The sequence below is a fragment of the Rahnella perminowiae genome (genome assembly GCF_019049755.1).
Lineage (GTDB): Bacteria > Pseudomonadota > Gammaproteobacteria > Enterobacterales > Enterobacteriaceae > Rahnella > Rahnella perminowiae.
The window spans coordinates 1-14,416 of record NZ_JAFMOS010000521.1; the positions used below are offsets into that span (position 1 = coordinate 1).

General features: G+C 50.5%; 14 protein-coding genes. 12 read left to right on the forward strand and 2 right to left on the reverse strand.

The features are described from left to right. From J1785_RS11450 to ruvX, 12 genes are all read left to right on the forward strand, one after another. The coding region (locus J1785_RS11450; protein ID WP_420803830.1) for a CS1 type fimbrial major subunit at positions 1-477 on the forward strand (477 nt) is incomplete at its 5' end. Positions 478-566: 89 nt separating this feature from the next. Beyond that, positions 567-3,263, forward strand: a complete 2,697-nt coding sequence (locus J1785_RS11455) for a TcfC E-set like domain-containing protein (protein ID WP_217219438.1) — start codon at positions 567-569, stop codon at positions 3,261-3,263. After that, positions 3,260-4,405: a CfaE/CblD family pilus tip adhesin gene (locus J1785_RS11460; protein WP_217219439.1), complete on the forward strand. Its 1,146-nt coding sequence runs from the start codon at positions 3,260-3,262 to the stop codon at positions 4,403-4,405. Before J1785_RS11455 ends, J1785_RS11460 begins: the two co-directional genes overlap by 4 nt. A gap of 85 nt (positions 4,406-4,490) precedes the next feature. Further along, positions 4,491-5,645, forward strand: a complete 1,155-nt coding sequence (locus J1785_RS11465; protein ID WP_217219440.1) for a CfaE/CblD family pilus tip adhesin — start codon at positions 4,491-4,493, stop codon at positions 5,643-5,645. A 21-nt stretch (positions 5,646-5,666) separates the two neighbouring features. Further along, the gene (locus J1785_RS11470; RefSeq protein ID WP_217219441.1) at positions 5,667-6,410 is read left to right on the forward strand and encodes a fimbria/pilus periplasmic chaperone; all 744 of its coding nucleotides are present in this window, start codon (positions 5,667-5,669) and stop codon (positions 6,408-6,410) included. A 308-nt stretch (positions 6,411-6,718) separates the two neighbouring features. Beyond that, on the forward strand, positions 6,719-8,113 hold the full coding sequence (locus J1785_RS11475; RefSeq protein WP_015698489.1) for a sugar porter family MFS transporter: 1,395 nt from the start codon (positions 6,719-6,721) through the stop codon (positions 8,111-8,113). A 75-nt stretch (positions 8,114-8,188) separates the two neighbouring features. Further along, positions 8,189-8,710 (forward strand): SprT family zinc-dependent metalloprotease, encoded by a 522-nt coding sequence (locus tag J1785_RS11480; protein ID WP_129953320.1) that lies wholly within the window; start codon positions 8,189-8,191, stop codon positions 8,708-8,710. A gap of 93 nt (positions 8,711-8,803) precedes the next feature. After that, positions 8,804-9,517 (forward strand): deoxyribonuclease I, encoded by a 714-nt coding sequence (gene endA / locus J1785_RS11485; protein ID WP_129953033.1) that lies wholly within the window; start codon positions 8,804-8,806, stop codon positions 9,515-9,517. 87 nt (positions 9,518-9,604) lie between these two features. After that, positions 9,605-10,336 carry a 16S rRNA (uracil(1498)-N(3))-methyltransferase gene (rsmE, locus tag J1785_RS11490; RefSeq protein ID WP_129953034.1) on the forward strand — a complete coding sequence of 244 codons (732 nt, stop codon included), beginning with the start codon at positions 9,605-9,607 and terminating at the stop codon, positions 10,334-10,336. Positions 10,337-10,347: 11 nt separating this feature from the next. Next, a complete protein-coding gene (gene gshB, locus J1785_RS11495; RefSeq protein ID WP_129991405.1) occupies positions 10,348-11,298 on the forward strand; it encodes a glutathione synthase in 951 nt (316 codons plus the stop codon). Between the two features lie 128 nt (positions 11,299-11,426). Further along, the gene (locus J1785_RS11500; RefSeq protein WP_129953036.1) at positions 11,427-11,990 is read left to right on the forward strand and encodes a YqgE/AlgH family protein; all 564 of its coding nucleotides are present in this window, start codon (positions 11,427-11,429) and stop codon (positions 11,988-11,990) included. Continuing rightward, the gene (gene ruvX / locus J1785_RS11505) at positions 11,990-12,418 is read left to right on the forward strand and encodes a Holliday junction resolvase RuvX (protein WP_217219442.1); all 429 of its coding nucleotides are present in this window, start codon (positions 11,990-11,992) and stop codon (positions 12,416-12,418) included. The genes J1785_RS11500 and ruvX overlap by 1 nt, the downstream gene beginning before the upstream one ends. Here ruvX and J1785_RS11510 read toward each other — a convergent pair. Both J1785_RS11510 and J1785_RS11515 read right to left on the reverse strand, forming a co-directional pair. Next, positions 12,409-13,407: a type IV pilus twitching motility protein PilT gene (locus tag J1785_RS11510; RefSeq protein WP_217219443.1), complete on the reverse strand. Its 999-nt coding sequence runs from the start codon at positions 13,405-13,407 to the stop codon at positions 12,409-12,411. The two genes, ruvX and J1785_RS11510, sit on opposite strands and share 10 nt — an antisense overlap. A 101-nt stretch (positions 13,408-13,508) precedes the next feature. Further along, entirely contained in the window at positions 13,509-14,075 is a 567-nt protein-coding gene (locus tag J1785_RS11515; RefSeq protein ID WP_217156357.1) for a recombinase family protein, read from the reverse strand. Positions 14,076-14,416: the final 341 nt, after the last annotated feature.

Here is a 14,416-nt window from a genome sequence, read left to right on the forward strand (position 1 = left end):
GCAACCATGATCATGGGCATGGCAATTAACGCCTATGCTGTTCAGAAAGATATTACTGTAACTGCAAATGTTGATGCTACTTTAGATATGACGACTGACACCGGCGAAATATTACCTTCCACGCTGGAAATGAATTATAAGCCTGGCGTAGGTCTGGAACCCGTTTCACAGATGACCAAAATCTTTTCCAACGATGCTGAAAAAAATGTGAATATTAATCTGGCCGGTAGTCCGCAATTAATGGATACCGTAGGGACTAATCCCAATATCCCCCTGACCGTAAAATATGGTGACCTGACCCTGACACAGGCTCAGCAGACCATGACCGCAACCACGCTGTTCCCGAATGGTGATACCGCTAATGGTTCCATCATCCAGCCTCTTAAAGTCAGTCAGACCACACAGGCACCTGTTGCTTCCGGTAACTACAGCGGCGTTGTCAGCGTTGTGCTGACTCAGGCAACCGTAACGCCATAAGTGTTCGCACGTCTGAAACACTCCCCATCGGCCTGTTAATCAGGCCGATTCTTTTCCACTTTGTCAGATTTTTGAATGAAGGAAAAATAATGAACTCAAATCTGAAAGTGTCTCTCTGCTTTCTGGCCATTCATTTTGCTTTATTCAGCAATCTTGCTTTTGCAGACTCCGGCGTTCCGCCGGGGTTCGAAGAACTGGTCTCGGGCCAGAACATCTGGCTGAACGTCAATCTGCTCGGTCAGTCGGCCGGATTATTTGAAGCCAACGTCACGCTGGAAACCGTACAGTTTAAAGATCCGCAGGCAGTCCTGACCGCACTGAACCTGCCACTAAAACCCGGCACGCCGGATTATCAAAAAATACTGGCAACCTTATCTGCACCGCTTGCACGACATGGCAACCTGGCCTGTGACAGCAATGCGGACGCCAAAGGATGCGGTTATCTGGAAACTGATTCGGTGGCCCTCATTTATGATGAAAATAACAGCGCAGCCGACCTTTTTGTCAGCAAAACACTGGTGCCTGATGCTGATAAAAAAGCCCTTTATTATACCCCGACAGCGCAGACGGAAAATGCGTTAATTCATCAGCAAACACTGAACGTGGCGGCACAGGATGAATACCAGAGTCTGTCTTTACAGGGCTCCGGCGCACTGGGCGTGCTGACCAACGGTTACGTGGGTTTTGACTGGTCACTCGACTCTTACAAAAGTGACGACAGTGACAGCCAGACAGTGTCAGTGGATGATTTCTATTTCCGTCAGAGTTTGGGCAAACGCCATTACGTGCAGGCCGGACGTATGGATTCCCGTGATCTCTCCGGCAATCTCGGCGGCAATATTACCTTCGCGCTGTTACCGCTTAATGTGATTGACGGCATCCGCGCCGGGAGTTCCCTGAGCTACCTGAACCTTGAAGAGGCCAGCAAAGGTTCGCCGCTGGTGCTGCTGCTTTCCAGTAAATCCCGCGTCGATGCCTATCGTGGTAATCAGTTGCTGGGCACTTTCTACCTTAATAACGGTTCGAATACGCTGGATACCGGTAGCTTCCCCAACGGAAGCTACGCGGTCACCCTGAGAATTTATGAAAATAACCAGCTGGTACGTACCGAGACTCAGCCTTTTACGAAAACGGGCGGGATCGGCGACGGGCATCTGCAATGGTTTTTACAGGCGGGAGAAACGGCAGACAATCACGTTGTTCGCACCACCGGTGACGATGAAAACGACAGCACACCGCGTAAACCTGTAATGCAAGCAGGGGCCCGCCTGCCGGTTGTTGCCGAAGTCACGGCCACTGCGGGTATCGCCAATACAGATAATGAAAGCTACGGCGAAGCGGGTCTGCAATGGACTCACGGCTTTAACGGAAAAGTGATCGACGGCGTGCTGGATATGCAGGCCAATATGTTTAGCGGCACCGAAGGTTCGAAAGGTAACGTTGAACAAATCAGTTATAACGACGGCTTTTCCATGAGCGTTTATCGCAATGCCGCTTACGGTAAAAGCTGCACCAGTGCGGATGTCAGCCAGTACGATTACGCTGATATTGGATGTTACGAATCCGTCAGCGGTACTCTTTCCGTGCCGGTCAAAGGTTGGTCAGCCTCGCTGGGATACACGTACAATAAAAATACCAGCCTCTCGCCGGATTCTTCATCATACGATCCTTCAAAGCCTTTTGAAGACAACATGATTAACCACACCGAATCGCAGAGTACATCTAAAACCCTGCAACTGAGTCTGAACAAAAGTTTCACCTGGAAACAGATGACCGTCACCACGCGGTTTGGCGGATATCGTCGCGAAAGCAGCAGCAACAGTGATAATGACAAGGGTATATATATCGGTTTTTCACTGTCACGGAACACGCCGAAAGATGCGCAGTTGCGCAGCAGCAACACTTCCTTCAGCACCGATTATCAGGGCAGCCAGAATGGCGATGCGCAGATGACCTACAACGCCAGCCAGAACTGGGACTGGGGGAGTAACAATGAGCGCGAACTGGGTATTGATATGGGGGGTACGGATACTGACAACGCTAACGCCTCGGTTCATGGCCGTCTCAACGGGCAATACGGCGATGGCGAACTGACCGTTTCCGACAGCTATGATAATCAGCAAAAAACCCATCAGGGAGCGGTAACCGGCAGCTACAGCTCTTCCGTTGCGGTATCTACATCCGGCTTCTTCTGGGGGCCAGGCGGTACCGGCTTACCGGGTGCTGCGGTAGCCGTGAAGGTGAAAGGCAGTAATGAAGAAGATGCCGATGCCGCAGATGACGCGCTGATCGACGTTTCAGTTCAGGGCGGCGGTGGCGCCAAAATGAAACAAAACAGTAAAGCCCTGTTCCCGGTGACCGGTTTTGAAGAAGGCAAAGTGACCGTCGATGAAAGTCGTGACGTCAGTCCCGGTAGCCAGGCCAGCATTACGCAGGGCGCGGGCAGCCAGAATTTATTCCTTCTGCCGGGGAAAATGAAAGTGCGCGAAGTGAAAATGGAATCCCGTTACACCTACGTCGGCCAACTGGTTACGGCGACAGGTGAACCGATTAATAAAGGCAGTATGCTCAATGCCAGCGCGTTCAGTTCTTCAGAAGATGGCGGATTCACGGCAGAAATGACCTCTCAGGCGAAAAGTTTGTATGTCCGTAATGGCGATAAGAATTATCAATGCGCAGTAAACGTACAGTCGAGCCGTGATGTGGTGCGTTATGTGGGTAAAACCCTGTGTAAACCGGTTCAGTTTGCGGATTTGCCAGAAAATATACAGAAGAAAAACAAATGAAACTTATCCCGTTTTTTACATCATTAGTTCTGCTATGCCTCCCGTTGATGATGGTATCAAATGCCCATGCAGATCGGGTTGAGCCAACGGGGCGTGATACCCCCGTTATCGCAACATTTGATAAATCATCGCCACCTGCGCAACTTGATATCTGGAAGGATGAAAGTGGCGGTTATGATTCCGATAACGACTCGTTATGGGGAAGAAACACATGGGTTTGCCTGTCCTCCTCAAATCCAATCTATGGTCAGTGCAAAACGACAGTAACCGGCGTAGAAGAGGGAAATACCCTCATTCCTATTCTTTTTACTGAGCAAAGAAGCCATATGACACAGGTGATAAATCTTACGGGATATCATAAAATTAGCGTATCAGTAGGAAATGGCTGTTGGGCTGCAGGGGTAATTGGAGGTCCCTATCAGGTTTATGCAGCCATGGAGAAAAACTGCGGGGGTGTGAAGCACAATGATGAATCTTTATTAACGGTTTATGTGACAAGTCAGGAATTGCAGAAACTACCCACTGGCGGGATCTGGGAAGCCAATCTAAAAATGAACTTAATGCAGTGGAGCCCGGCAGCTAAACTCGCAGACTGGAATGCCCATTTCACCCTCAACGTCACTGACAATAATAACCAGCAGATCTATTTGCCGGAATTTGGCCAGGCCGCACCGCGCGTTGACCTCAATATGCGCCCGCTGCCCGGTACGGGTGGTAAACAGGCACAAATGAATGGCGCTGCTAATATTGATATGTGCCTGTACGATGGTTATGGCTCAAACAGCACCAGTTTTACCCTGAAATTTGACGATCGGCAGCAGGGAACGACGCAGCGTAATAATGGTTATTTTTCTATTTACTCAGATCACGGCGACGTTAATCAGGATTCAGGGCGCATTGATTATTACGTGAAAATGCAAGCCCCCGACGGTAAATATGTCAGCATCATACGTGGCGAGGATCTGGTCATCCCTCATATTCAGACAGCCCGCGTCCGGCCGGTGCACCTTCCGGGGATCCCGCAGGCAGTATTATGCATACCTGCGCCACTGGAATTAAGTACCAAGACTCTGGATATCAACAGCAAACAAGCCGGGCATTATACCGGACACCTGATTGTGAATTTTACCTCGCAGCTTTAGGTAAAGGGGTATCCCGCAACGCCGGAATAAAAGCAGGCCATTACTGAGAAGATGACGAGCCCGTCAGAAAACACCTGGGAATAAAATGAAACTCACCACTTGTCTGACATCATTACTGCTCCTGCTCAGTACTTCGTTACTGACAATGCCAGACGCGTATGCGGAGCGGGTAGAACCTACAGGGCGTGATACCCCCGTTATCGCAACATTTGATAAATCATCGCCACCTGCGCAACTTGATATCTGGAAGGATGAAAGTGGCGGTTATGATTCCGATAACGATTCGTTATGGGGAAGAAACACATGGGTTTGCCTGTCCTCCTCAAATCCAATCTATGGTCAGTGCAAAACGACAGTAACCGGCGTAGAAGAGGGAAATACCCTCATTCCTATTCTTTTTACTGAGCAAAGAAGCCATATGACACAGGTGATAAATCTTACGGGATATCATAAAATTAGCGTATCAGTAGGAAATGCCTGTTGGGCTGCAGGGGTAATTGGAGGTCCCTATCAGGTTTATGCAGCCATGGAGAAAAACTGCGGGGGTGTGAAGCACAATGATGAATCTTTATTAACGGTTTATGTGACAAGTCAGGAATTGCAGAAACTACCCACTGGCGGGATCTGGGAAGCCAATCTAAAAATGAACTTAATGCAGTGGAGCCCGGCAGCTAAACTCGCAGACTGGCACGCCCGTATCACCCTCAACGTCACTGACAATAATAACCAGCAGATCTATTTGCCCGAATTTGGCCAGGCTGCACCTCTGGTGAATTTAAATATGCGTCCGCTTCCGGGCAACGGAATTAATAAAGTATCTGTTATCGGCAGCGCAAGTATTGATGTCTGTCTGTACGATGGTTACAACGCCAACAGCAGCGCGTTTATGTTAACAATAAACGATAGTTATACCGGGCAGGGAAACCGAACAATGACTGATTTTTCTTTGGTCCGTCAGGGTGGCAATGAGAGTAATGACCGAGATCGTATTGATTATTTAGTTGATATTCTCAACCCTGATACTAACACGATACAGACCGTGACGCGTGGAACTCAGATGACGTTCACCAAAATACAGCAGGCTCACATCCGTCAGGTACATTTGCCTGGTCTCCCCCAACCCGTGATCTGCGTGCCGGCTCCTCTCACATTGAGTACCCAAATGTTCGAGATTAACAGTAAAAATGCCGGCCAATACCGGGGAACGCTCACGCTTAATTTCACACCGTCGCTCTATTAACCTCACAGAAGGCATATTCGCATGCTGCAAAATCCCAGGCTCACCGCTGGCCTCAAAATACTCTCACTGGCGACCCTGGCGGTTCCGGTCTTATGTTTTGCCAATATCACCGTTTCACCGATGAAAGTCATACTTAACGATCAGCATGCCGCCGCTCTGGTGATCAGTTCTAAAAGTGAAACAACTCAGTACATTCAGGGAAAAATCAACGAGGTGCATAATCCCGGTACACCTGAAGAAAATGAAACGCCTGCGCCACAGGGAACATCCAACAGTCTGGTCGTATCACCGCTAAAATTTGGCTTACCCGCCGGTAACAACCAGCCGGTAAGGATCGTAGGTCTCGGCGAAAGCAATGAAGAAAAAATCTACCGCGTACATTTTCAGTCTCTGACACCAGAAGAATTTAAAAACACAGGCAGTAACAAAAACTTCACCAGCGACCTGAGTCTGACCATCGTATGGGGCGTGGTGGTCATGGTGCCACCCGCCAAACAGATTGCAAAACTGGGGTGGGATGCGTCCGCTCAGGAAATAACCAACACCGGCAATATTCACCTTCTGGTGAATCGCATCGGGTTGTGTGCCAGCGACAAACCTGAGGCGAAATGTCAGTGGAAGGTTCTGAAAAAAAACGTCTATCCAGGTAAACCTTTCCCGCCCAGCCTTTCTTTTCCCGGTTCAGTTTCTTCCGAAAATGTGAGGATTGAGTATTTCAACGATTACACTCAACGGCAGGAAACGGAAAATTACCCTCTCAGATAATAGCGATAATGAAAACGGTTACAGGCAATAATTCATTATTAATTAACAAGTTATTTTCATATGTAAAAGTTTGATACACAGTATTGATTGATATAAATCAATTTGTGAGCTATTAATCTTAGGTGCCTTCCCTTCTTGTTACGCTATCCGTTTGAAACCCTTAAAAAACAAGTCACCCGACCACCCCTATTAGTGTAAACGATTACAACACTGTGACGGGGCTCACGTTAAGCCGTGTGCAGGGTTAATAACATAACAGCCTAAGCATTATTACAAACTCAACACGATTGCATTATTTTGGAGACCGGATGAATAACTCAACATCGACGAAAGGAAAGCGCTCAAACAAAAGCGTCACTTTCTTTGTCTGTTTTCTCGCTGCCCTTGCCGGACTGCTGTTCGGCTTAGATATCGGCGTCATCGCTGGTGCCCTGCCCTTCATCAGCCATGATTTTCAGATAACCAACCACCAGCAAGAATGGGTGGTCAGCTCAATGATGTTTGGTGCCGCCGTCGGTGCTGTCGGCAGCGGCTGGCTGAACTTCCGTCTGGGCCGTAAATTCAGTCTGATGATCGGCGCGATCCTGTTCGTGGTCGGCTCCCTCTGTTCAGCCTTTGCACCTAACGCAGAAATCCTGATTGTCGCCCGCGTTCTGCTGGGTCTGGCGGTGGGGATTGCCTCTTATACCGCGCCGATTTATCTCTCCGAAATTGCACCGGAGAAAATCCGCGGCAGTATGATTTCGATGTACCAGCTGATGATCACCATCGGTATTCTGGCGGCGTATCTGTCTGATACTGCGTTCAGCTATACCGGGGCATGGCGCTGGATGCTGGGCATCATCACCATTCCGGCATTGCTGTTACTGGTCGGTGTCTTCTTCCTGCCGGACAGCCCGCGCTGGCTGGCTGCCCGTGGCGATGATGGAAAAGCGCGCCGCGTACTGGAGAAACTGCGTGATTCCAGCGAACAGGCGAAACGCGAGCTGGATGAAATCCGTGAAAGCCTGAAAGTAAAACAAAGCGGCTGGGGGTTGTTCACCAATAACAAGAACTTCCGTCGTGCGGTCTACCTCGGCATTCTGTTGCAGGTGATGCAGCAGTTCACCGGTATGAACGTGATCATGTACTACGCACCGAAAATTTTCGGGATTGCTGGTTTCGCCAGCACCTCTCAGCAGATGTGGGGCACGGTAATTGTCGGTCTGGTGAACGTGCTTGCGACCTTTATTGCCATTGGTCTGGTTGACCGCTGGGGTCGTAAACCGACGCTGAAACTGGGCTTCCTGGTGATGGCGGTAGGGATGGGTGTGCTGGGTACGATGCTGCATATTGGTGTGGAATCCGATGCGGCGAAATACTTCTCCATCGCTATGCTGCTGATGTTTATCGTCGGTTTTGCGATGAGTGCCGGCCCGCTGATCTGGGTACTGTGTTCTGAAATTCAGCCGCTGAAAGGCCGCGATTTTGGTATCACCGTCTCCACCGCAACGAACTGGATCGCCAACATGATTGTCGGCGCGACCTTCCTGACCATGCTCGACAGCCTCGGCAATGCCAACACCTTCTGGGTGTATGCAGCGCTGAATGTCGTGTTCATCTTCATTACCATTGCGCTGATCCCTGAGACCAAAAACGTCTCGCTGGAACATATCGAACGCAATCTGATGAAAGGTGAAGCACTGCGCGACATCGGTAAGTAAGCGTTTCCTTCCTCCCCTGCAAAGGGGAGGAATTCCATATTGCATCTCTTTCCCGCCAGATTTATCCTTCGCCAGATGAAAACCACACGTCTCCCCATTGCCCTGCAACAAGCCGTTATGCGCTGCCTGCGGGAAAAGCTCCTGATGGCAAATCAGTTTTTTGGCACCGATTATACGGAGCCGGAGATAAGCTATCAGCAACGCGGTACCAGCGCGGGAAGCGCGTATCTGCAACACTGGCAAATCCGGCTTAATCCGGTGCTGCTGATGGAAAATCAGCAACCCTTTATCGACGAAGTTGTTCCGCATGAACTGGCCCATTTACTGGTCTACCGCCGCTTTGGCCGCGCGCCTGCACCGCATGGTAAAGAGTGGCGCTGGATGATGGAACATGTGCTGGGTGTGTCAGCGAGCAGAACACACAAGTTCGAAGTCGCGTCCGTACAAAGTAAAACCTATCCGTATATATGCGCCTGTCGTGATCACCGGCTTACCGTGCGGCGCCACAATAAAGTAATGCGAAAAGAGTCGGAGTATCGCTGCCGTCATTGCGGTGAACTGTTACGTTTTAACGCTAACGGCAGTACTAATTGCTGATTTATCAACCACTCATTAGCAGCAAAGTCCCATTGTCACGACGCCTTTCATCCGTTACCCTTCCGGCCTTTTAGTTTCGGGGCTTTCAGAAATATGTTTCGTAAAAAGTTCTTATCTTTTTTGTTTATCGGTGCGCTGGCACCGCTGAGCGCGTTCAGCCAGTCCGGCAATGCCATTAATAATTTCAGTCAGGCCAAGGCGGCCGCTGTTAAAATCAATCAGGGCGCGCCAACATTTTATTGCGGCTGCACTATCCACTGGCAAGGGAAAAAAGGCACACCGGATCTGCAATCCTGCGGCTACGCAGTACGTAAAAGTGAACAACGCGCCAACCGGATCGAATGGGAACATGTGGTTCCCGCCTGGCAATTCGGCCACCAGATGCAATGCTGGCAGGATGGCGGGCGCAAAAATTGCGCAAAAAGTGCCAGCTATCGCCAGATAGAAACCGACCTGCATAATCTTGAACCAGCCATTGGCGAAGTGAACGGCGACCGCAACAATTTTATGTACAGTCAGTGGAACGGGGGTGAAGGTCAGTATGGCCGCTGCGAAATGAAAATCGACTTTAAAGCCAAAGCCGCTGAGCCGCCAGCCCGCGCCCGGGGCGCTATCGCACGTATTTATTTCTACATGCGTGACCAGTATAAATTGAATTTATCCCGCCAGCAGACGCAGTTGTTTACCGCATGGGATCGCCAGTATCCGGTGACCGCCTGGGAATGCGAACGCGACAACCGTATTGCCAATGTGCAAGGCAATCATAACCCTTACGTTCAGCAGGCTTGCGCGCAAAGAAAAAGCTAACCTACTATAGAGCACAATAGTCAGCGACAGGGCTGGCAACAGTTGCCAAAATAGCCCACATCAACATTTTAAGGACAGCAGCCATACATGCGCATACCCCGCATTTATCATCCGGAAATCCTGACCGCCCGTAGCGAAATTGCGCTCAGTGAAGATGCCGCTAACCACGTCGGACGCGTTCTGCGTATGCAGCCCGGTCAGGCGATTCAGCTTTTTGATGGCAGCAACCAGGTCTTCGAAGCCAGCATCACTCAGGTTGATAAGAAGAGCGTGCGCGTCAGTCTGAACGAAGGCGTGCTGGCAGATAATGAATCCCCGCTTAATCTGCATCTTGGCCAGGTGATATCGCGTGGCGAGAAGATGGAATTCACCATCCAGAAATCCATCGAGCTGGGCGTCAATACTATTACCCCGCTGTTTTCAGAACGTTGTGGTGTAAAACTTGACGGTGAACGTCTGGAGAAAAAATTGCAGCAGTGGCAGAAAATTGCCATCGCGGCCTGCGAACAATGCGGCCGTAACCGTATCCCGGAAATTCGCCCGGCGATGCAGCTTGAAGCCTGGTGTGGCGAACAGGACGATAGCCTGAAGCTGAACCTGCATCCGCGCGCCAGCCACAGTATTAATACCCTGCCGCTGCCGGTGAGCCATGTTCGCCTGCTGATTGGCCCGGAAGGCGGTTTATCCGCTGACGAAATTGCAATGACCTCCGGCTACGGATTTACTGATATCCTGCTGGGACCCCGTGTTCTGCGTACAGAAACCACAGCACTCACCGCGATAACGGCCTTACAGGTTCGTTTCGGCGATCTGGGTTAAGAGGAAACCAAATGATTAAGCTTGGCATCGTGATGGATCCGATCTCTTCCATCAACATTAAAAAAGACACCAGTTTCGCTATGTTGCTGGAAGCGCAGAGTCGTGGTTATGAACTGCATTACATGGAAATGAATTCCCTGTATCTGCGCGGCGGCGAAGGCCGTGCGACCACTAAAAAACTCAGCGTGAAGCAGGATTACGACGGCTGGTATGAGTTTGGGACAGAGCAGGATATCGCCCTGCAGGAACTTGACGTCATCCTGATGCGTAAAGACCCCCCTTTCGATACCGAATTCATCTATGCCACGTATATCCTCGAACGTGCCGAAGAAAAAGGCACGCTGATTGTCAACAAACCACAAAGTCTGCGCGACTGTAACGAGAAGCTGTTCACCGCATGGTTCCCGGAACTGACGCCGGATACGCTGGTGACCCGCAATGCAGCGCAGCTGAAAGCCTTCCATAAAGAACACACCGACGTGATCCTCAAGCCGCTCGACGGCATGGGCGGCGCTTCGATTTTCCGTCTGAAACCGGAGGATGCGAACGTCTCAGTGGTGATTGAAACCCTGACCGAACATGGCAGCCGTTTCTGCATGGCACAAAACTATCTGCCTGCAATCAAAGACGGTGATAAACGTGTTCTGGTGGTCGACGGCGAACCGGTACCTTACTGCCTGGCGCGTATTCCCGCACAAGGCGAAACCCGCGGTAATCTGGCGGCTGGCGGCCGTGGTGAAGCACGCCCGCTGAGCGAAAGTGACTGGGCAATAGCCCGCACCGTAGCCCCTGTACTCAAACAAAAGGGCCTGATTTTTGTTGGTCTGGATATTATCGGCGATCGCCTGACGGAAATTAACGTCACCAGTCCGACCTGCGCACGTGAAATCGAAGCCGCCTTCCCGATTTCCATCACAGGCATGCTGATGGACGCCATCGAGAAACGTCTGGCTGCAAAGTAAGCGCAGATTAACATCGGTAAACGGGTTGTTCAGCATTGCTGGATAACCCGCTTTTTTTGGCAAGCCTGACGTAATAAACTGGCCTGCCTGCACTGATATCTATTCTGAGGTTAAACATCCTGCATAACATGAATCTACAACACCACTTTCTTATTGCGATGCCTGGCCTGGATGAACCCCAGTTCAAACGTTCGGTCGTGTACATCTGCGAGCACAATGAAGACGGCGCCATGGGTCTGGTGATTAACAAACTGGTCGACGATTTCACGGTTGAAAACGTGCTCGACAAACTGGACATCACACCCGAACCCCGTGATCTGAGCATTCGTCTTGATCGCCCGGTTTTTTCCGGTGGCCCGCTGGCAGACGATCGCGGTTTCATTTTGCATACGCCGCGCGAAGGTTTTGGCTCCAGCATCCGTATCTCTGACAGCACCATGATCACCACCTCCAAAGATGTACTGGAAACACTGGGCACCCCCGCTCAGCCGAAAGATGTGCTGGTGGCGCTGGGCTATGCCGCCTGGGAACAGGGCCAGCTGGAAAAAGAATTGCTGGAGAATTCGTGGCTGACTATTGAAGCAAACAGCGACATTCTGTTCCGTACACCGATTGCTGACCGCTGGCGAGAAGCGGCGAAAATGATCGGCGTTGACGTCGGGCAACTGGCCACCCACGCGGGGCATGCATAATGGCAAACCGCACGGTTTTTGCTTTCGACTTTGGTACTAAAAGTATTGGTCTGGCTATTGGCCAGGAAGTGACCGGCACCGCCCGCCCGCTGAGCTCATTTAAAGCGCAGGACGGCACACCAGACTGGCAGAAAATCGAAAAGTTGCTGAAAGAATGGTTGCCGGATCTGGTGGTTGTGGGTTTACCGCTGAATATGGACGGCACAGAACAACCCCTGACGGCCCGTGCACGTAAATTTGCCAACCGTCTGCATGGCCGTTTTGGCGTCCAGGTTGAACTGCATGACGAACGTCTGAGCACCGTCGAAGCCCGTGCTGATTTGTTCGATCGCGGCGGTTTTCGTGCGCTGGATAAAGGCAGCGTGGATGCTGCTTCCGCCGTCATTATTCTGGAAAGCTGGTTCGAGAAACAATGGAATCACTCCTGATTTTCCGCCAGTAATCCCGCACATTGCCGCTGCTGACGGCTTTGTGCAAACGTCTGCATTCCGGCCTGTACACCGGTTTGCAGGATATCCGCCAGCTGATGGGTTTTTCCTTCGCGAATTAAATTGCACACAGCAGGCGTGGACGTCAGTACTTCAAACAGCGCTACCCTTCCCGTTTTTTTACCGTCTTTTTCTGCCGACACCGCCAGTTTTTGCGCAATCACGGCCCGCAGGCTGCCCGCCAGTTGCGCACGGACAAACGCTTTTTCTTCAGCCGGAAATACATCAACCAGCCGGTCAATCGCCTGCGTGGCGTTGCGCGCATGCAGTGTTGCGAGAACCAGATGTCCGGTTTCCGCCGCCGTCAGCGCCAGCCGGATACCCTCGGTGTCGCGCAACTCACCAAGCAGCAAAACATCCGGGTCTTCACGCAGCGCACCGCGTACGGCTTCGCCAAATGAACGCGTATGCAGCCCGAGTTCACGCTGCTGAATCAGACATTGCCTGCCCGTGTGAATAAGCTCGATCGGATCTTCCAGAGTAATAATATGGCGCTTCACATGGCGGTTGAGATGATCAATCAGCGCGGCAAGAGTGGTAGATTTCCCGCTGCCTGTCGCGCCGGTGACCAAAATCAGGCCGTCTTCCTGCATAATGACGCGTTGCAAGATATCTGGCGCCAGCAAAGCAGCCAGTTCAGGACAACGGGCAGGCACCGGTCTGAGTGCCGCAGAAAGCCCGTGCAGTTGCTGAAAGATATTGATCCGTACCCGTATGCCATCGCCCAGTGAAAGCGCTTTATCCACCTGCCCGGCCTGCTGTAAAGCATACTGCTCCGTCGCATCCAGCCACTCACGGGTCAGCCCCAGCATCTGCGAGGCATCGACCACCGGCAGATCTTCACAGCGGCATAATTCTCCGTCAATGCGTAACACTGGCGGATAGCCAGTACAAAGGTGCAGATCTGAGGCATTAAGGAAGCTAGACACACTACAAAGTAAAAACCTGTTACATTAATAATTCAGGGATATCGATAGGATTCTGACAGCACTAAACTGTCACCCTCTTTTCCCTACCCCCTTCCGCTATATCAGCCCTTAGTACTGACAAGCATCTCTTTCTTCACGCGAAACACCGTGGCTCGCCCGCAATCACACAACTTTGCGATCTCATCCGGCGTGTTCTTCCCTGCTTGCAGCATTTCAATGATTTTACTGTGCAATTCTTTGTTCTTTTGCTTGCCCTTGTACTTCCGGGCTTCTTTAGCAAGAGCAATTCCTTCATTGCGGCGGGATGCGATCATGCCTCTTTCGAACTCTGCGACAGCACCCATCATGGTTAAGATCAGGCGGGATTGTGGGGAGTTATCAAAACTCATCGAATTAGCAAGGAACTGAACAGTGATCCCACGTTCAACAAGGCTATCAATCATTTCCAGTAAATCGCGGGTATTACGTGCAAGGCGGTCGATTGAATGAGTAATGAAGGTGTCACCATCGCGGAGATGTGAAAGCAGGTTCAACAGTTCAGGTCGTTCGCTAGTGGACTTACCCGATTCTTTCTCTGTAACGATTTTGTCGCAAACAGGTTCTAGTACTGCCAACTGACGATCAAGACTCTGATCCTTTGTTGAGACTCTCGCGTAACCAAAAATCATTATCCTGCCCTCACGACCATTTAGTATCATTTGAATTGATTGAATGATACAGTATCATTTAAATCAGATCAATTTATAAATGAGACTAAGCGAGACAACAAAACTGAGTATCGTTAGGGAGTACTCAAATGAGATTCTTGATCATTCTTTTTTAGCTGGTATTGGGTTAGTGAAATATCGATCATGAGATCGAGATACTTGACATTCTATCGTCGGAGCTTTACTCGGTAAGGCCAGCTAGATTTTAAATCCTTATGATGCATAACTGCTTTTTTTGTAATAAAATGCTGTATTGATTATGAAAATGCCGTTGTTAGGAATGAATATGAAACTTCCCAAAC

What these genes read in the sequence shown, in the direction of transcription:
- J1785_RS11470 (WP_217219441.1), top strand. Translation starts at nt 5,667, where the DNA reads ATGCTGCAAAATCCCAGGCTCACCGCTGGCCTCAAAATACTCTCACTG.
- J1785_RS11515 (WP_217156357.1), bottom strand. Translation starts at nt 14,075, where the DNA reads ATGATTTTTGGTTACGCGAGAGTCTCAACAAAGGATCAGAGTCTTGAT.
- endA (WP_129953033.1), top strand. Translation starts at nt 8,804, where the DNA reads ATGTTTCGTAAAAAGTTCTTATCTTTTTTGTTTATCGGTGCGCTGGCA.
- J1785_RS11455 (WP_217219438.1), top strand. Translation starts at nt 567, where the DNA reads ATGAACTCAAATCTGAAAGTGTCTCTCTGCTTTCTGGCCATTCATTTT.
- J1785_RS11480 (WP_129953320.1), top strand. Translation starts at nt 8,189, where the DNA reads ATGAAAACCACACGTCTCCCCATTGCCCTGCAACAAGCCGTTATGCGC.
- J1785_RS11475 (WP_015698489.1), top strand. Translation starts at nt 6,719, where the DNA reads ATGAATAACTCAACATCGACGAAAGGAAAGCGCTCAAACAAAAGCGTC.
- J1785_RS11460 (WP_217219439.1), top strand. Translation starts at nt 3,260, where the DNA reads ATGAAACTTATCCCGTTTTTTACATCATTAGTTCTGCTATGCCTCCCG.
- gshB (WP_129991405.1), top strand. Translation starts at nt 10,348, where the DNA reads ATGATTAAGCTTGGCATCGTGATGGATCCGATCTCTTCCATCAACATT.
- J1785_RS11465 (WP_217219440.1), top strand. Translation starts at nt 4,491, where the DNA reads ATGAAACTCACCACTTGTCTGACATCATTACTGCTCCTGCTCAGTACT.
- rsmE (WP_129953034.1), top strand. Translation starts at nt 9,605, where the DNA reads ATGCGCATACCCCGCATTTATCATCCGGAAATCCTGACCGCCCGTAGC.
- ruvX (WP_217219442.1), top strand. Translation starts at nt 11,990, where the DNA reads ATGGCAAACCGCACGGTTTTTGCTTTCGACTTTGGTACTAAAAGTATT.
- J1785_RS11500 (WP_129953036.1), top strand. Translation starts at nt 11,427, where the DNA reads ATGAATCTACAACACCACTTTCTTATTGCGATGCCTGGCCTGGATGAA.